The sequence below is a fragment of the Arthrobacter agilis genome, assembly GCF_002953615.1.
Lineage (GTDB): Bacteria > Actinomycetota > Actinomycetes > Actinomycetales > Micrococcaceae > Arthrobacter_D > Arthrobacter_D agilis_B.
Map to the genome: position 1 here is coordinate 736,627 of NZ_CP024915.1, position 17,455 is coordinate 754,081.

Annotated in this window: 14 protein-coding genes; 5 read left to right on the forward strand and 9 right to left on the reverse strand. The window is 70.4% G+C overall.

The window, feature by feature from the left end:
- The 3 genes from CVO76_RS03580 to CVO76_RS03590 form a co-directional block, all read right to left on the reverse strand.
- Window positions 1-901, reverse strand: a 901-nt coding sequence (locus CVO76_RS03580; RefSeq protein ID WP_208740696.1) for a Na+/H+ antiporter NhaA, incomplete at its 3' end; no start/stop codon positions are given.
- A gap of 42 nt (window positions 902-943) precedes the next feature.
- Window positions 944-1,165, reverse strand: a complete 222-nt coding sequence (locus tag CVO76_RS03585) for an SCO4848 family membrane protein (RefSeq protein ID WP_208740697.1) — start codon at window positions 1,163-1,165, stop codon at window positions 944-946.
- Between the two features lie 64 nt (window positions 1,166-1,229).
- Complete coding sequence (locus CVO76_RS03590) at window positions 1,230-1,727, reverse strand: DUF2505 domain-containing protein (protein WP_208740698.1); 498 nt, start codon at window positions 1,725-1,727, stop codon at window positions 1,230-1,232.
- A 240-nt stretch (window positions 1,728-1,967) separates the two neighbouring features.
- Between CVO76_RS03590 and mfd the strand changes: the two genes are divergently transcribed.
- The gene (gene mfd, locus CVO76_RS03595) at window positions 1,968-5,567 is read left to right on the forward strand and encodes a transcription-repair coupling factor (protein WP_208740699.1); all 3,600 of its coding nucleotides are present in this window, start codon (window positions 1,968-1,970) and stop codon (window positions 5,565-5,567) included.
- 124 nt (window positions 5,568-5,691) lie between these two features.
- On the opposite strand, the gene CVO76_RS03600 is transcribed toward mfd, so the two are convergent.
- From CVO76_RS03600 to CVO76_RS03615, 4 genes are all read right to left on the reverse strand, one after another.
- Entirely contained in the window at window positions 5,692-5,979 is a 288-nt protein-coding gene (locus CVO76_RS03600; protein ID WP_133082063.1) for a hypothetical protein, read from the reverse strand.
- Between the two features lie 33 nt (window positions 5,980-6,012).
- On the reverse strand, window positions 6,013-6,693 hold the full coding sequence (gene deoC, locus CVO76_RS03605) for a deoxyribose-phosphate aldolase (protein ID WP_244186170.1): 681 nt from the start codon (window positions 6,691-6,693) through the stop codon (window positions 6,013-6,015).
- A 108-nt stretch (window positions 6,694-6,801) separates the two neighbouring features.
- A complete protein-coding gene (locus CVO76_RS03610) occupies window positions 6,802-8,538 on the reverse strand; it encodes a phospho-sugar mutase (RefSeq protein ID WP_208740701.1) in 1,737 nt (578 codons plus the stop codon).
- Window positions 8,539-8,628: 90 nt separating this feature from the next.
- Window positions 8,629-9,429, reverse strand: coding sequence for a purine-nucleoside phosphorylase (locus CVO76_RS03615; protein ID WP_133082066.1), 801 nt, complete (start codon window positions 9,427-9,429; stop codon window positions 8,629-8,631).
- Between the two features lie 117 nt (window positions 9,430-9,546).
- Here CVO76_RS03615 and CVO76_RS03620 point away from each other — a divergent pair, with 117 nt between their 5' ends.
- The 4 genes from CVO76_RS03620 (at window position 9,547) to CVO76_RS03635 (ending at window position 14,776) form a co-directional block, all read left to right on the forward strand.
- A complete protein-coding gene (locus CVO76_RS03620) occupies window positions 9,547-10,947 on the forward strand; it encodes an NAD(P)H-quinone dehydrogenase (protein ID WP_208740702.1) in 1,401 nt (466 codons plus the stop codon).
- A 160-nt stretch (window positions 10,948-11,107) separates the two neighbouring features.
- Window positions 11,108-12,520: an MFS transporter gene (locus tag CVO76_RS03625; protein WP_133082068.1), complete on the forward strand. Its 1,413-nt coding sequence runs from the start codon at window positions 11,108-11,110 to the stop codon at window positions 12,518-12,520.
- Window positions 12,521-12,716: 196 nt separating this feature from the next.
- Entirely contained in the window at window positions 12,717-14,090 is a 1,374-nt protein-coding gene (locus tag CVO76_RS03630; protein ID WP_208740703.1) for a serine/threonine protein kinase, read from the forward strand.
- Window positions 14,087-14,776: a hypothetical protein gene (locus CVO76_RS03635; RefSeq protein ID WP_208740704.1), complete on the forward strand. Its 690-nt coding sequence runs from the start codon at window positions 14,087-14,089 to the stop codon at window positions 14,774-14,776. The genes CVO76_RS03630 and CVO76_RS03635 overlap by 4 nt, the downstream gene beginning before the upstream one ends.
- Before the next feature lie 42 nt (window positions 14,777-14,818).
- Here the strand turns inward: CVO76_RS03635 and CVO76_RS03640 are convergent, their stop codons facing one another.
- Both CVO76_RS03640 and CVO76_RS03645 read right to left on the reverse strand, forming a co-directional pair.
- Window positions 14,819-16,651 carry an acetyl/propionyl/methylcrotonyl-CoA carboxylase subunit alpha gene (locus CVO76_RS03640; protein ID WP_208740705.1) on the reverse strand — a complete coding sequence of 611 codons (1,833 nt, stop codon included), beginning with the start codon at window positions 16,649-16,651 and terminating at the stop codon, window positions 14,819-14,821.
- A 108-nt stretch (window positions 16,652-16,759) separates the two neighbouring features.
- Window positions 16,760-17,392, reverse strand: a complete 633-nt coding sequence (locus CVO76_RS03645; RefSeq protein WP_208740706.1) for a Maf family protein — start codon at window positions 17,390-17,392, stop codon at window positions 16,760-16,762.
- Window positions 17,393-17,455 lie beyond the last annotated feature (63 nt).

Consider the following 17,455-nt stretch of genomic DNA (forward strand, 5'->3'; position numbering starts at 1 on the left):
CGAAACCGGTGGACAGGGGACGGAACCGATGCTCGAGGACCTCGGCGAGTCCGGGCTTGCCCGGTCGGGGCAGGGCCGGCTTACCGCCGGACTTCCGCAGCACGGGCACGCAGAAACCGAGCAGTACCCCGGCGACGGTGGCGTGGACACCGGAGGCATGCATCAGGGCCCAGGTGACGATGCCCAGCGGCAGGAGGACCAGCCACGGGCCGCGCGTGGTGCTGCCGAAGAACCGGGGTCTGCGCTGGGCGAGGAGCGCGAACAGTCCCAGGGGGAGGATCATCCACAGCAGGAAGGTCAGGTGGACGTCCTCGGAGTAGAAGAACGCGATGATCGCGATCGCGATGAGGTCATCGACCACGGCGAGGGTCAGCAGGAAGATCCGCAGGGCGCCGGGCAGGTGGGAGCCGATGACGGCGAGGACGGCCAGGGCGAAGGCGATGTCCGTCGCGGTGGGGATGGCCCAGCCGCGCAGGGTGTCCGGCGAGGACAGGTTCACGACCGTGTAGACGAGGGCGGGGACGACGACGCCGCCGAATGCGGCCGCGACGGGCACGATGGCCCGGCTGATCCGGCGCAGGTCGCCGGCGACGAATTCGCGCTTGAGCTCGAGGCCGGTGAGGAAGAAGAACACGGCCAGGAGGCCGTCCGAGGCCCAGGCGCCGACGGACAGCTTCAGGTGCCACGGCTCGTAGCCGAACTCCAGATCACGGATGGCGAAGTAGGACTCCGAGAACGGGGAGTTGGCCCAGATGATGGCGATGGCTGCTGCGATGAGCAGCAGGATCCCGCCCACGGTCTCCTTGCGGAGGATCTCGGTGATGCGCAGGTACTCCGGATAGCTGGAGCGCTGCAGGATCACGGGATGGGCGCCGGACGCCTTCGGGTTCTCGTGTGCCATCGGTCTCCTGGGTGGGGCGGATGTGGTGCGAGCGGCGGTGCCTCAGGCGAGAAGGGCCCGGACGCCGATCACCGCGGTGGCCGCTCCCAGGATCATCGACGTCGAGATGAGCATGATGTGCACGGTCAGGAACCGCGTGGCCGCGCCCTTCTCGTCCCGGGCCCTCGGGTCCTTGAGGATGCGGCGCAGGAAGGGTGGCCAGACGATCAGGGTCCAGACGCCGGCGAGGATCAGGATCAGGGCGAGGGGTGTGGGCAGGTGCACGGTCATGTCTTTCGGTGGGCGGAACGGTGCTGCGGGGAGGACGACGTGTCCGGGGCTCGGGCGGTCAGCGGCTCTCGAGCCACTTACGGGCCTCGACCGCCTGCACGTTGAGTGCCTTGCCGATCATGGGTTCGGCCGCGCCGGCGATCTTCCCGCCCAGGAAGGGGATGGACGAGGTGACGTTGCCCTGGAGGTCCACGACGGTGTCCGTGCCCTGGGCGATCAGCCGCTGGATCGCGGCGACGTTCAGCGGGACTCCCGCGACCGTCATCTCGAGCGTCGCCTGGCGCGAGCCGTCGGCCGCCGGTGCATCCCAGTGCTCGGTCTGCGTGACGGAGAGGGTCTCTCCGACGAACTTCCGGGCCATGTCCGGCAGCCGGTGGGTGGGCATGGTGCGGACGGCGGTCAGCGTGAACGCCCCGGCGGTGTCGCCGTCGAGCGTGAGGGATTCCAGGGAGCCTCCGACGTACTCGCTCATGTGGCGCACGAAGCCCTCGTCGGTGAAGACTCCGAGCACGGTCGCGGTGTCGTAGGGGAGCGTGGTGGACGCGTTCAGTGCCAAGGTTCCTCCAGGAATGGTCGCGCGGGTGCGCAGGGCGGTGGGCAGGGTCTTCCGCAATCCTACGGCCTGGCCGGTCGGCCGTGCCGGGGCCCTCCCGGTCGTCGGGAAAGCGTCAGGACTGCTTGGTACTGTGGAATCATCCCGGGAACGATTCGTCTTTCCGGGCTTTTGTGCTGTCTCCGCCGCCGTCGAACCGCGGCAGGGGGCGGTGGAACCCATGCATGAGGAGCCTGGAACACCATGAGCCTGAACGGATTGCGCACGGCGCTTGCCGAGGATGCGTCCTATGCGCGCGTACGGACCAATGCCTCCCGGCCGGTGGAGCAGCGCAGCGCGGACCTGCAGATCGGGGCGCCCGCCGGCATGCGCGCCCCGCTGATCGCCGAGATGGTCGAGGGCCTCGCCTCGGTGGGCTCCGGTTCCACCGGCGACGCAGCGGTGCCGGTGGTCCTCGCGATCACGGCCACGGGGCGGGAGGCGGAGGACCTCGCCGCGGCGCTGCGCAGCTACCTGCCCGAGAGCGCCATCGAGGAGTTCCCCTCCTGGGAGACACTGCCGCATGAACGGCTCTCGCCGCGCTCAGACACCGTCGGACGCCGCCTGTCCGTCCTGCGCCGGCTCGCCCACCCGGGGGGCTCGCCCGTTCTGGTCATCACCGCACCGATCCGCGCCGTCCTCCAGCCGCTCGTCGCCGGACTCGGCGACCTGGAGCCCGTGGCGCTGAAGGTCGGCGACGAGGTGGCCTTCTCCGACGTCGTGAAGGCCCTCTCCGACGCCGCGTACGCCCGGGTGGACATGGTCACGCACCGCGGCGAGTTCGCCGTGCGCGGCGGCATCATCGACGTCTTCCCGCCCACCGAGGACCACCCGATCCGCGTCGACTTCTTCGGCGACGAGGTGGACCAGATGCGCTGGTTCGCCGTCGCCGACCAGCGATCCCTCACCACGGGGGAGCCTCCTGCCGCCCTGTACGCCCCGCCGTGCCGCGAGATCCTCATCACCCCGTCCGTCATGTCGCGGGCCGCGACACTGCAGTCCGAGCTGCCGGCCGCGGCATCGATGCTCGAGAAGATCGCCGGCGGCATCGCCGTCGAGGGCATGGAGTCCCTCGCTCCGGTGCTGGTCGATGCGATGGTGCCGTTCGCGGGCGAGCTGCCACCCGGGTCGATCGCCGTCGTCATGGAACCCGAGAAGGTCCGCGCCCGCGCCCACGACCTCGCCGCCACCAACGAGGAATTCCTCGCAGCCGCGTGGGCCACGGCATCCGAAGGCGGCGCGGCCCCGCTGGACCTCGGCGGCCGCCTCGGCACCGACCTGCAGGAGGCGAGCTTCCGCTCCCTCACCGACACCCGCTCGACGGCGCTCGCGAACTCGGTCGCCTGGTGGGGCATCACGAGCTTCGGTGCGGACGAGGAGCTGAGCGATGTCGACAGCTTCTCCCTGCACGCGCGCGAACCGCGCGGCTACCAGGGTGACGTCGCCGAGATGATGGACTTCATCGGCGGCCGCGTGCGCGACCAGTGGCGCGTCGTCGTCGCCACGGAGGGCCCCGGCCCGGCCCAGCGCCTCGCCGAGCTCTTTCACGACAACGACATCCCGGCCAGCCGGGTCGATGCGCTCGACGGACCCCCGCAGGCGGGCATCATCGAGATCACCACGGCCTGCGCGGGCCGCGGCTTCGTGGTGGACGGGCTCAAGCTGGGCCTCCTCACCGAGGCCGACCTGCTCGGGCGGACGAGCGCCGCGGGTACGCGCGACATGCGCAAGATGCCCTCGCGCCGCCGGAACGCCGTCGACCCCCTGCAGCTCAAGGAGGGTGACTTCGTCGTCCACGAGCAGCACGGCGTGGCGAAGTTCGTCGAACTCCTGCAGCGCTCCACGGGCGCCGGCCCCACCCGCACCACCCGCGAGTACCTCGTCCTCGAGTACGCGCCGTCCAAGCGCGGAGCACCGGGGGACCGCCTCTTCGTGCCCACGGACCAGCTCGACCAGGTGACGCGCTACGTCGGGGGCGACGCCCCGGCCCTCAGCAAGATGGGCGGCTCGGACTGGAGCAAGACCAAGAACCAGGCGCGCAAGGCGGTCAAGGAGATCGCCGGCGAGCTCATCCGCCTCTACTCGGCGCGCATGGCCTCACGGGGCCACGCGTTCGGACCAGACACGCCCTGGCAGCGCGAGCTCGAGGAGGCGTTCCCCTACGTCGAGACCCCCGACCAGCTGACCACGATCAACGAGGTCAAGGCCGACATGGAGCGCGAGGTCCCGATGGACCGTCTCGTCTCGGGTGACGTCGGCTACGGCAAGACCGAGATCGCGGTGCGCGCGGCGTTCAAGGCCGTGCAGGACGGCAAGCAGGTCGCCGTGCTCGTGCCCACGACGCTGCTGGTCCAGCAGCACTTCGAGACGTTCTCCGAGCGTTTCTCGGGCTTCCCGGTGCGGGTCCGCGCGCTGTCGCGGTTCCAGACCGCGAAGGAGTCGCGTGAGACGGCGGAGGGCCTGACCTCGGGTGCCGTCGACGTCGTGATCGGTACCCACCGGCTGCTGTCCAAGGAGGTCTCCTTCAAGGACCTCGGGCTCGTGATCGTCGACGAGGAGCAGCGGTTCGGCGTGGAGCACAAGGAAGCGCTGAAGAAGATGCGCACCAACGTGGACGTCCTGGCGATGAGCGCGACGCCGATCCCGCGCACGCTCGAGATGTCACTCACGGGCATCCGCGAGACCTCGACGCTCGCGACGCCGCCGGAGGAGCGCCACCCCGTGCTCACGTACGTGGGCCCCTACACGGACAAGCAGGCGTCGGCGGCCATCCGGCGCGAACTGATGCGGGAGGGCCAGGTGTTCTTCGTGCACAACCGCGTCTCCTCGATCGACCGCACGGCGGCACACCTCAAGGAGCTGGTGCCCGAGGCGCGCGTGGCCGTGGCGCACGGCCAGATGACGGAGTCGCGCCTCGAGCAGATCATCGTCGACTTCTGGGAGAAGCGATTCGACGTCCTCGTCTGCACCACCATCATCGAGACCGGCCTGGACATCTCCAACGCCAACACCCTCATCGTCGACCGCGCCGACTCCTACGGGCTGTCGCAGCTCCATCAGCTCCGCGGCCGCGTGGGCCGTGGGCGCGAGCGGGCCTACGCGTACTTCCTGTACCCGTCCGAGAAGCCACTCGGTGAAGTGGCCCTCGAGCGGCTCAAGGCCGTCGCGGCCCACAACGAGCTCGGCGCGGGCATGCAGCTGGCCATGAAGGACCTCGAGATCCGCGGCGCGGGCAACCTGCTGGGGGGTGAGCAGTCCGGCCACATCCAGGGCGTCGGCTTCGACCTCTACATCCGCCTCGTCGGGGAGGCCGTCGCCAATTTCCGGGGCGAGGCCGAGGAGAAGGCGGCGGAGATGAAGATCGAGCTGCCGGTCAACGCGCACCTGCCGCACGACTACGTGCCGGGGGAGCGGCTGCGTCTGGAGGCGTACCGGAAGCTCGCCGCCGCCGTCACCGACGAGGCGATCGACGCCGTCGTCGCCGAGCTGAAGGACCGTTACGGGGAGCCGCCCGCAGCCGTCCAGAACCTGGTGTCCGTGGCCCGCTTCCGGGTCGCCGCCCGCGCGCTCGGCCTCACGGACGTGGCACTGCAGGGGAACTTCATCAAGTTCGCCCCCGCCGAGCTGCCCGAGTCCAAGCAGATGCGCCTCACGCGGATGTACCCCGGGGCGGCGATCAAGCCGGCGCTGAACGCCGTGCTCGTGCCCAAGCCGAAGACCGCGCGGATCGGTGGCAGGGACCTCGTCGACGCCGAGATCCTCGACTGGGCGAAGAACGTCCTCGACGCGGTGTTCACGGCGTAGTCGCGGTCCGTGCTCCTGCCCGTTCTCCTGCCCGTTCTCCTTCCCGGAGACGAGGAAGAGGCCGTCCCTGCGGGGACGGCCTCTTCCGTGTCCGGGGTGGCGCTGCCGGGCGCCCGGTACTACATCAGGAACTGACGCTCGTCGAGGTCTCCTTCTCGTCGGTCCGGTTGCCCTCGGCGAGGTTGAAGCCGGTGTCGGCGCGCCCGAGGATGCCCTGGGGGATGTAGAAGACGAGGAACGCGACGACGACGATCACGGCCATCGGCCAGACGTTCTGCGGCGTGAACCATGTCAGCAGGTACATGCTGAGCAGGAACGCACCGAAGATCAGCACGAACCACACGATGTTGCCGACGAGGTGGCCCTTGCCGGCGTGGGCGGGCTGGCTCTCGGCGTTTGTCGGGTGTGACATTGGATCTCCTTGCGTGATGGATCTGCTGCGCCGTCAGTAGCCTGCAGCGCCCTGTTCTCCCTTAACGATAGCGACTCCGGAGCTCGCGCCGATACGCGTTGCACCGGCGTCGATCATGGCGCGTGCATCCTCGAGCGAGCGCACGCCGCCGGAGGCCTTCACGCCCAGGTCGGGGCCCACGGTCCTCCGCATCAGCGCGACGTCCTCCACCGTGGCGCCGCCACCGTTGAAGCCGGTGGAGGTCTTGACGAAGTCGGCGCCTGCCTCGACAGCGGCCTCGCACGCAAGCACTTTCTGTTCGTCGGAGAGCAGCGACGTCTCGATGATGACCTTCAGGATGGCGCCGTGCTCGTGCACGGCGTCGGCGACGGCGAGGATGTCCTGGACGAGTGCGTGCCTGTCGCCCGCCCGCGCCGCGGCGATGTCGATGACCATGTCGATCTCGTCGGCGCCGTCGGCGACGGCGCCGCGGGCCTCGAGGACCTTGACCTCGGTCGTGGTGGCGCCGAGCGGGAAGCCGATGACGGAGCAGGTGAGGACGCCGCTGCCCTTCACCGCGGTGCGCACGGTGCTCACCCAGAGGGGATTCACGCAGACGGACTTGAACGAGTACTCGACGGCCTCGCGGCATACCGTGAGGATCTGCTCACGGCTGGCCTCGGGCTTCAGGAGCGTGTGGTCGATGTAGGAGGCAAGGGATGCATCGGTAGGCATGGCCTCCATCTTTCCATGTCGCCGCACCCGATTCCTCCGGTCCGGACCATCGGGTGCGAGCGGGTGCGAGCGGGTGCGAGCGGGTGCGAGCGGGTGCGAGCGGGAGGGTCAGAGGCCGAGGGCTTCCTCGACATCGCGTTTCACGGCGTCGAGGCGCACACGGGCGGCACTCTTGGCCGCGTCGAGCTCGGCGGCTGAGCCGACGGGCTCCACCACCTCGAGGTAGCACTTCAATTTCGGCTCGGTGCCGCTGGGGCGGATGATCACCCGCGTCTCGTCCTGGGTCAGGTACAGCAGTCCGTCCGTGGGCGGCAGGTGCGCCGAGCCCTGGGCGAGGTCGTCGGCGATGCTCACCGCCGATTCGGCGAACGACGACGGCGGGTTCTCGCGCAGCCTGTTCATCATGGCGCCGAGCAGACCCAGGCTGCCGACGCGCACCGAGAGCTGGTCGGAGGCGTGCAGGCCGTGGACCAGGAAGGCGTCGTCCAGCAGGTCGAAGAGTGTGCGGCCGGAGGTCTTGGTGGCGGCGGCGAGCTCGGCCAGCAGGAGGCCGGCGGAGATACCGTCCTTGTCGCGGACGAGTTCCGGTGCCACGCAGTAGCCCAGCGCCTCCTCGTAGCCGAAGGACAGGCCCCGCACTCGGGCGATCCACTTGAATCCGGTCAGCGTCTGCATGTGGTCGATGCCGGACACGGCCGCGATCCGCCCGAGGAGGCGGGAGGACACGATCGAGTTCGCGAAGACGCGGTGGCGCGTCCCCTCGGCGCCCGTCCCGTCGCCGTCCGGGAGTCGGGCCGCGAGGTGCAGGCCGAGGAGCGTCCCGACCTCGTCGCCGCGCAGCATGCGCCAGGCGCCGGTGGAGGGTTCACGAGCGGCGAGTGCCACGCGGTCGGCGTCGGGATCATTGGCGATCACGAGATCCGCACCGACCTCGGCAGCGGTCTCGAGTGCGAGGTCGAGGGCGCCGGGTTCCTCCGGGTTCGGGAAGGCGACGGTGGGGAAGTCGGGGTCCGGCTCGGCCTGGCGCTCGACGACGGTGACGTCGTCGAACCCGGCGGCGGCGAGGACCGCCCGCGCGGTGCGCCCGCCCACGCCGTGCAGGGGAGTGAGGACGATCCTGAGGTCGCGATCCGTCACCGCCGGGTCGGCGAGGCCGGCGACGGCGGCGACATAGTCCGTCTCGATGCTCTCGGGCAGCACGGTCCAGCCCCCGGAGGCGAGGTCGACGGCGTCCACCGCTGCGATGCGGGCGGCGATGCCGGCGTCGTGCGGTGCCACGATCTGGACGCCGCGGGCATCCTCCTCGACGGCCCGTCCACCCAGGTACACCTTGTACCCGTTGTCCTGCGGAGGGTTGTGGCTCGCGGTCACCATGATGCCCACCTCGCAGTGCAGCGCGCGGATGGCGTAGGCGAGCACCGGCGTGGGCAGTTCACGCGGCATCAGGAAGGTCTCGATGCCGGCCGCGGTGAAGATCGCCGCCGTCTCCTCGGCGAAGATCCGGGAGTTGTGGCGGGCATCGAATCCGACGACGGCACGGGGCGCGTAGGCACCGGCGGCGAGGCCGAGGGCGTGGGCGGCGACCCCGGCAGCGGCCCTGCGGACCACCACGCGGTTCATGCGGTTGGGGCCGGCGCCGAGCGCCGCACGCAGGCCGGCCGTGCCGAAGGCGAGCGGACCCGAGAAGCGGTCCCGCAGCTCCTGCTCCGACACGGCGGCGGACGCGTCCGCGGACCGCACGGAGCCGACGAGCGTGCGGAGCTCCTCCGCCGTCCGGGGATCCGGGTCGGCGGCGGCCCAGGCGTCGGCGGTGTCGAGGAGGATGTCGAGTTCCGAGGTGCTCATGGTGGTCCCTAACGTGGATCGGCGGAGGCTGCCGTACGGGCGTGCCTGCGGTGCTGCTGGCGTACGGGGTCCGGTCGGAGCCCGTTCGATCTAGAGCGTGGCGACGATGTCGGCGAGCAGGCGTGAGATGCGCGGCCCTGCGGCCTGGCCGGCCTCGAGGACCTCGGTGTGGCTGAGGGGGACGGGGGAGATGCCGGCGGCGAGATTGGTCACCAGTGAGATGCCGAAGACCTCCATGCCCGCGTGGCGTGCCGCGATGGCCTCGAGCGCCGTCGACATGCCCACGAGGTCGGCGCCGATGCGCTTCGCGTACTGCACCTCGGCCGGCGTCTCGTAGTGGGGACCGGTGAACTGCGCGTACACGCCCTCGTCGAGTGTCGGGTCCACCTGGCGCGCGAGGGCGCGCAGGCGTGAGGAGTAGAGGTCGGTCAGGTCGACGAACGTGGCACCCTCGAGCGGCGAGGACGCCGTCAGGTTGATGTGGTCGCTGATGAGCACCGGGGTGCCCGGCTGCCAGTGCTCCTGCAGCCCACCGCACCCGTTGGTGAGGATCATCGTGGTCGCACCCGCGGCGGCTGCGGTCCGGACGCCGTGGACCACGGCGCGGACGCCCCTGCCCTCGTAGAAGTGGGTGCGGGCGCCCAGGACGAGGGCGCGCTTGCCGTTCGGCGTGAGGACGGAGCGGATGGTGCCGGTGTGGCCGACGACGGCGGGTGCGGTGAACCCTGGGATGTCGGCGGCGTCGAGGGTGGCGGTGGTCTCGCCGATCAGTTCGGCCGCCTCGCCCCAGCCGGATCCGAGGACGAGAGCGGTGTCGTGCCGGTCGATGCCGGTAGCGCGGGCGATATGGTCGGCAGCGTCGCGGGCCAGGTCAAAAGGATCAGAAGTCACCGATCCAACTTACCCTCTGGTGAAAGACCGGACCACCGGCCGAGGCACCCCGCGAAGCCCCACGGCAGGGGCATCCGCCGTTTCGGGGTGTCGGTGGCATGGGCGATAATCGAACGCGTGACCAATCAACTCGATTTCAGCTCATTGCGCCTGGCCATCCTGGGCGGAGGGCCCGGCGGCTACGAAGCGGCCATGGTCGCTTCCTCGCTCGGAGCGAAGGTGACCATCGTCGAGCGCCAGGGCCTCGGCGGATCGGCGGTCCTCACGGACGTCGTGCCGTCCAAGACCCTCATCGCCACGGCGGACACGATGACGCGCTTCACCGACGCGAGCGGGCTCGGCGTCCACTTCTCCGCGGACAGCAAGGTCTTCGCGGATCTCGACAGGGTCAACCAGCGGCTGCTGAAGCTCGCCGTGGAACAGTCCTCCGACATCCGTGCCACGCTCGAGCGTCTCGGCGTCCGCGTCATCATCGGCACCGGCAAGCTGCTCGACAACCACCGGCTCGAGGTCGAGTCGGAGGGCGAGACCTCCGTCATCGAGGCGGACGCCGTCCTCCTCGCCGTGGGCTCGACGCCGCGCGAACTGCCGAGTGCCATGCCCGACGGCGAACGCATCTTCAACTGGACGCAGCTGTACAACCTCCGGCAGATCCCCGAGCACCTGATCGTGGTGGGTTCCGGGGTCACCGGAGCCGAGTTCGCCAGCGCCTACAACGGCCTCGGTTCCAAGGTCACCCTGATCTCGAGCCGCGATCGGGTGCTCCCCGGTGAGGACGCCGACGCCGCCGAGGTCCTCGAGGGCGTGTTCAAGGACCGCGGCATGACCGTCCTGTCCCGGTCACGTGCCGATGCCGTGAACCGGACGGACGACGGCGTGGTCGTCCACCTGTCGGACGGCCGGACGGTCGAGGGCAGCCACTGCCTCGTTGCCGTCGGTGCCGTGCCCAACACGGCGGGCATCGGCCTCGAGGATGCGGGCGTCGCGGTCGGGGAGTCCGGCCACATCCAGGTCGACGGCGTCTCCCGCACCACCGCGCCCAATGTCTACGCCGCCGGCGACTGCACGGGCGTCTTCGCCCTGGCCTCTGTCGCGGCGATGCAGGGCAGGATCGCGATCGCCCACCTCATGGGTGATTCGGTGAGCCCCATCAAGCTCAAGCAGGTCGCGTCGAACATCTTCACCTCGCCGGAGATCGCCACGGTGGGCGTGACCGAGGAGGACATCGCGTCCGGGCGGTACCAGGGGGACGTCGTGAAGCTCTCCCTGCACACCAACGCCCGCGCGAAGATGATGAACGTCAGGGACGGCTTCGTGAAGGTGATCTCGCGCAAGGGCTCCGGCACCGTGATCGGCGGCGTCGTCGTCGGTCCCCGTGCGTCCGAGCTGATCTTCCCGCTCGCGCTCGCCGTCACGAAGAAGCTGCACGTGGACGACGTCGCCAACACGTTCACGGTGTACCCCTCGCTGACCGGGTCCATCTCCGAGGCGGCGCGGCGCCTGCACGTGCACCTCTAGGCCCGCCGGCGGGAGGTTCCCGGCGTCCGCATGGTGGACACGCTTATCCACGTGCTGGACGCCGGTGATCTGATATTGGGGTTCAAACCGAAGCACGGGCGCCGTGCCGCGAGGGCTCCGTGCACCTGGCGGCGGCGCCTCGTCCGAGAAAGCCGCCGCCATGACCTCCTCCACTTCCGCTGGTGCCAGCGGGACAACCACGCCCCTGAACAGCAGGGGCCGGGTGATCTTCGCCAGCCTCATCGGCACGACGATCGAGTTCTACGACTTCTACATCTACGCCACGGCCGCCGTCCTGGTCTTCCCGGCGCTGTTCTTCCCCAACCAGAGCGACGCGAACCAGCTCCTCAGCTCGTTCGCCGTCTTCGGCGTCGCGTTCGTCGCGCGTCCGCTCGGCTCCATCGTCTTCGGCCACTTCGGCGACAAGATCGGGCGCAAGGCGACCCTGGTCGCCTCACTCCTGACCATGGGCATCGCCACCTTCCTCATCGGACTCCTGCCGGCCGCGACCAACCCGGGATGGGTCTTCCTCGCGCCGCTGCTCCTCGTGGTGCTCCGATTCCTCCAGGGCCTCGCGCTGGGTGGTGAGTGGAGCGGTGCTGCGCTGCTCGCCACCGAGAACGCTCCCGAGGGCAAGCGGGCCGTCTACGGCACCTTCCCGCAGCTCGGGGCGCCCATCGGCTTCATCCTGGCCAACCTGCTGTTCGTGCTGCTCAGCACCACGCTCAGCCCGGAGGAGTTCCTCGCCTGGGGCTGGCGTGTGCCGTTCCTGCTGAGTGCCGTCATGGTCATCATCGGCCTCTACGTGCGGCTCAAGCTGATCGAGAGCGCGTCCTTCCAGAAGGTCCAGAAGACCGGCAAGGTGGTGAAGGTCCCGCTCGGGACGACCTTCCGCCTCCACTGGCGCCGCCTGATCCTCGGCACCTTCATCATGTTCGCCACCTACGTCCTCTTCTACTTCATGACGGCGTTCACGCTGACCTACGGCACGGCACCGTCGAGCCTGGAGCAGGCCCGGGCGAAGGCCGAGGCCGCCGGCGGCACGTTCACCGAGGCCCAGGCCGCGGCGTTCGTCCCCGGTCTGGGGATGGCGCGCACCGACTTCCTGTGGATGCTGATCATCGGCGTCGTGTTCTTCGGTATCTTCACCGTCGTGTCCGGTCCGCTGGCCGAGCGCTTCGGACGCCGCAAGATGCTCCTCGCGACGACGGTCGGCATCGCAGTCTTCGGACTCCTCTGGGCTCCGCTCTTCGGGGCAGGGACGATCGGCGCCATGGCACTCCTGATCCTCGGATTCATCCTCATGGGGCTGACGTTCGGGCCGATGGCCGCCGTGCTGCCGGAGCTGTTCCCTGCGAACGTGCGCTACACGGGCTCCGCCGTGGCGTACAACGTCTCGAGCATGATCGGCGCCGCGCCGGCGTCGTTCATCGCCGTCGCTCTCTGGCAGGCAGCCGGGGGAAGCACCGTGCTGGTAGGCGCCTACCTGACCGTGGCCGCCGTCGCCACCTTCATCGCGCTCTACATCTCGCGTGAGACGCGTGATCACGACTACGAGAACAACGTGGCCTGATCTCCGCGCCTGCCGTAACCGACGGCGCCGTACCCACCGGGTGCGGCGCCGTCGTCGTTCCGCCGGAGCCGCGGTACCGCCGCATGCCCGTCGCCGGTGCCCGCCGTACACTAGATGGGAAGCCGGCTTATCAATCAGGGGTGCGTGGACTGCGCGCCCGGGAGCCGGACGATTCGGGGTAGCGGGAGCGGGTGGCATGGAGAAGCAGGCGCTGGCCGGGCGGTACGCCCTCGGGGAGCGGGTCGGTACGGGCGGCATGGCGGAGGTGTTCGCGGCGCGCGACACGCGCCTCGAACGGGACGTCGCCGTGAAGCTCTTCCGTCCCGGGACCGCCGACGGCCTCGAACGGGGATCCGCCGAGGCGCGGATGCTCGCAGGGCTCGACCACCCGGGGCTCGTGCGCGTACTCGACATGGACAACGGCGACGACGCAGGCGACAGCACCTACCTCGTGATGGAGCTCGTGAAGGGCCCGGATCTCGGGGTCCTCCTGAAGGCCTCCGGGAGCATGGGCCGCGAGCAGGTCCGGCTCATGGCGCTCGACCTCGCACGGACGCTGCACTACATCCACGGCCGCGGCATCGTGCACCGGGACATCAAGCCGTCGAACATCCTCACCCGCCCTGCCGACCCCCAGAGCGGCCTGTTCCGCTACCTCCTCACGGATTTCGGCATCGCCCGGTTCTTCGACGGCGGCCGGATGACCGCGACCGGCCAGGTGATCGGCAGCGCGGCCTACTTCAGCCCCGAGCAGGCCCGCGGCGACGGCGTGGGGCAGCCCTCCGACGTCTATTCGCTGGGGCTCGTGATGATCGAGGCGCTGACGGGTGAGAGGGCCTTCCCGGGCACGGGCGTCGAGAGCGCGCTGGCTCGCCTCCACCGGAGTCCGTCCATCCCCCATGGCGCCGGCCCGGCGCTGTCCGCGCTCCTGGTCTCCATGACCCTCGATGATCCCGCGGACCGGACCGACGCCGCGGGAGTGGTACGGGCACTGACGGCGATGGGTCCCCAGCGGCCGGCGGAGGCCCCCGCGACCCGGGCCACCCCCGTCGACGACCCGCCGACCGCAGCCATGCCGTTGCCCGGCGCCGTCGGCTCCGGTACGGGACCGGCGGCATCGTCGCCGGGAACCGTCGACGGGACGGCGCGGATCCCGCAGGCTGTCACCGCGACGCGCGTGGCAGGTCCTCCCACGGGTACGACGGCTGAGCCGGAGCGAGCCGTGGCGCACACCGCTCCGACGTCCGCTGCGGCTGCGGCTCCAGGAACGGGGCCATCCCCTGATCGCACGGCGCGCGGTCTGTCCGGCCCGGCCGGGACGGACCCGGCGGAGCCGTCGAGGCGAGCGGACGGCGAGGTGCCGTCGTCCGTGCACCAGCCGGCCGGGCGCCGTCGCCCAGCCCTTCCGGTGCTGTTCGCCGTGCTGCTGCTCGCTCTGGTGGCGGCGGGGATCTGGGCCTTCATGACCCTGTCCGGCGGCACGTCGTCGCCCGACGTCGAACCGCTGCCGGCCGTGTCCGGTGAGCCCGGCGAGAAACTCCAGGAACTCTACGAAAGCGTGCAGCGATGAGGATGGGCCTCGAGACCAGATTCGCCGTGCTGGCCGCTGGAGTACTCCTGCTGGCGGGGTGCGGAAGCGAGGCCATCGACGCCGGGACGGCCGGGGACTTCCAGGCCGAGGTGCGGACCATCGCCTCGACGGCTGCTGCCGGTGACCCCGCCGGCGCGATCGTCCTCGCGCAGAGGCTGAAGGGCGAGGTCGACGACGCCCGTGCGGCAGGCGCCGTCACGGAGGACAGGGCCACGCTCATCGGGATGCGGATCGACGCCCTCGTAGCGTCCCTCGGTGCCGGACAGGTCCCGGCGGACGCGACACCTCCTGTCCCGGCGCCGAGCGACGACGCTTCTGACGGGGAAGCACCTGAGGATGGAGCGACCGGCGAGGATCCTGCCGAGCAGGCGCCGGCAGACCCGGCCCCGGCGGAGGAGCCCGCTGATCCCGCACCCGCGACCGCACCGGCCGAGACCACGGAACCGCCGGCACCGGTACCCGCCCCCGTCGAGGAGGGTGACGGGGAGAGCGGGGATACGGGCTCGGAGGACACCGGTGCGGATCCTGCACCGGGCAACAGCGGAGGCAATGCGGCGGACCCGGCCGAGCAGCAGCGCAAGGCCGAGGAGAAGGCCAGGGAGGCTGCCGAGAAGGCGGCGGAGAGGGCCCGCGACAAGGGCAAGGGCGAGAACGGAGGCAACTGACCTCCTCCGGTGACGGGTCCTCCCCGGCTCCTCTCCTGCCGATCAGTCCCGGATCGAGGCGATGACCGACCCGGCGGAGACCGTGTCTCCGGGCGCTGCCGCGAGACCTGTCAGCGTTCCGGCCTTGTGGGCCGTCAGCGGCTGCTCCATCTTCATGGCTTCGAGCACCACGATCAGGTCGCCCTCGGCCACGACGTCGCCGTCGGCTGCCGCGACCTTCACGATCGTCCCCTGCATGGGGGAGGTCAGCTCGTCGCCGCTCACGGCGGTGGACTTGCCGCCACGCGCACGCGAGGACTTCTTCGACTTCGCCGGGGCGCCGGCCTTGCCGTTCGACGCTGCGCCGAGCCCGGATGGCAGGACCACCTCGAGGCGGCGCCCGCCGACCTCGACGGTGACGCGCTGCCGGAGATCCTCGTCGGACGCCGGGTCGGGCGCACCCTGCCAGGGCTCGATGGTGTTGGTGAACCCGGTCTCGATCCAGCGGGTGTGGACCGAGAAGGGGCCCTCGGCCGGTGCGAAGGCGGGGTCGGCGACGACGGCGGCGTGGAAGGGGAGCACGGTGGGCATGCCCTCGATGACCATCTCGGCGAGGGCGCGGCGCGCACGCTGCAGCGCCTGCTCACGGCTGGCGCCGCTGACGATCAGCTTGGCGAGCATGGAGTCGAAGTTCCCGCCGATGACCTCGCCGGCCTCGATGCCCGAGTCCACGCGGATACCCGGACCCGTGGGCAGCGTGAGGGTCTGTACCGTACCGGGCGCCGGCATGAAGCCGCGGCCGGCGTCCTCCCCGTTGATCCGGAATTCGAAGGAATGTCCCCGCACCTCGGGATCGCCGTAACCGAGCTCCTCGCCGCGGGCGATGCGGAACTGCTCGCGCACGAGATCGAGGCCCGTCACCTCCTCGGAGACGGGGTGCTCCACCTGGAGGCGTGTGTTGACCTCGAGGAAGGAGATCGTTCCGTCCTGGCCCACGAGGAACTCGCAGGTGCCGGCGCCCTGGTAGCGGGCCTCGCGGAGGATCGCCTTCGAGGATTCGTAGAGCCGCTCGTTCTGCTCGTCCGAGAGGAAGGGCGCGGGTGCCTCCTCGACCAGCTTCTGGTTGCGGCGCTGGAGCGAGCAGTCACGGGTGGACACGACCACCACGTTCCCGTGCGCGTCGGCGAGGCACTGGGTCTCGACGTGCCGTGGGGCGTCGAGGAACCGCTCCACGAAGCACTCACCGCGGCCGAACGCGGCTGTGGCCTCGCGGACAGCCGAGTCGAACAGCTCAGGAATCTCCTCGTGGCTGCGAACCACCTTGATCCCGCGACCGCCGCCACCGAAGGCGGCCTTGATGGCGATGGGCAGTCCGAACTCCTGCGCGAAGTCGACGACTTCCTGCACGGACGCCACGGGATCCTTGGTGCCGGGTACCAGGGGAGCACCGACGCGGGCCGCGATGTGGCGGGCCTGGACCTTGTCGCCCAGCTGGGAGATCGAGTGCGGGGACGGGCCGATCCAGGTGATCCCGGCGTCGATGACGCGCTGCGCGAACTCCGCGTTCTCCGACAGGAAGCCGTAACCGGGGTGGATGGCATCGGCACCGCTGCGCTGCGCCGCCTCGAGGATCCGGTCCATCACGAGGTAGGACTCCGCGGCCGTCTCCCCGCCGAGCGCGAAGGCCTCGTCGGCCATGCGCACGTGCAGCGCGTCGCGATCCGGGTCCGCGTACACGGCGACCGACGCGATGCCCTCGTCCCGGGCTGCGCGGATGACGCGCACGGCGATCTCCCCCCGGTTCGCCACCAGGACCTTCGTCACCCGGTGGTGCAGCCGCCCGTCGGGCTCACTGTCGGGGAGGGCGGGGGACGGGGCAGGGGGGGACTGGCTCATGGGGCGTCGAACTCCTTCTTCTCAGTCCGGAGCCTAGCCCGGTTTTGGAGCTTCCGCCCAGAAATCGTGGCGATGGGGAGTGTTGTCCGCCATTCCTTTGTAGGGAACCTACAAGGTCACGGACGGCGCCCACAGGTCCGTGATCGCTACTCCCGCGGACTGCAGGAGGGCGCGCAGCGTGGAGATGCTGAGCCCGACCACGGCGTGCGGGTCGCCGTCGACGCGGTCGACGAAGGCACCGCCGAGCCCGTCGATGGTGAATGATCCGGCACACTGCAGCGGCTCGCCGCTCGCGACGTACGCTTCGACCTCCGCGTCGGACATCGCGCCGAAGTGGACCGTCGCGGAGGAGACGGCGCCGATCGTGGCACCGGATCCGCCCTCGCGCGTGTCCACGAGCCAGTGGCCCGTGTGCAGGACGCCGGACCGCCCGCGCATGCGGCGGATCCGCTGCACGGCGACCGACGGCTCGTAGGGCTTGCCGTGCGCCTCGCCGTCGAACTCGAAGACGGAGTCGCAGCCGATGAGGAGGGTGTCGTCGGCCTCGGGCAGTGCCGCGACGGCCTCGGCCTTCGCGCGTGCCAGGAGCAGGGAGGTGTCGTGGGCGTCGAGCGTCCCGTAGGAGGCGACGACGGCCTGTTCGTCCACGTCGGACACCAGGACGGAGTGCCGGATCCCCGCCTCGGCCAGGAGCTTCGTGCGGGCGGGGGACTTCGAGGCGAGGATCAGGCGGAGGGTCATGGACCAAGCCTAGGCGGCAGGGCACGGGGCGGGTGGAACGGTGGCGTGCCTGCCGGTCCCGGC

Bases quoted from the DNA above. Each gene is read 5' to 3' on its own strand.
- mfd (WP_208740699.1), top strand. From the start codon at position 1,968: ATGAGCCTGAACGGATTGCGCACGGCGCTTGCCGAGGATGCGTCCTAT.
- CVO76_RS03600 (WP_133082063.1), bottom strand. From the start codon at position 5,979: ATGTCACACCCGACAAACGCCGAGAGCCAGCCCGCCCACGCCGGCAAG.
- deoC (WP_244186170.1), bottom strand. From the start codon at position 6,693: ATGCCTACCGATGCATCCCTTGCCTCCTACATCGACCACACGCTCCTG.
- CVO76_RS03610 (WP_208740701.1), bottom strand. From the start codon at position 8,538: ATGAGCACCTCGGAACTCGACATCCTCCTCGACACCGCCGACGCCTGG.
- CVO76_RS03625 (WP_133082068.1), top strand. From the start codon at position 11,108: ATGACCTCCTCCACTTCCGCTGGTGCCAGCGGGACAACCACGCCCCTG.
- CVO76_RS03630 (WP_208740703.1), top strand. From the start codon at position 12,717: ATGGAGAAGCAGGCGCTGGCCGGGCGGTACGCCCTCGGGGAGCGGGTC.
- CVO76_RS03635 (WP_208740704.1), top strand. From the start codon at position 14,087: ATGAGGATGGGCCTCGAGACCAGATTCGCCGTGCTGGCCGCTGGAGTA.
- CVO76_RS03640 (WP_208740705.1), bottom strand. From the start codon at position 16,651: ATGAGCCAGTCCCCCCCTGCCCCGTCCCCCGCCCTCCCCGACAGTGAG.
- CVO76_RS03645 (WP_208740706.1), bottom strand. From the start codon at position 17,392: ATGACCCTCCGCCTGATCCTCGCCTCGAAGTCCCCCGCCCGCACGAAG.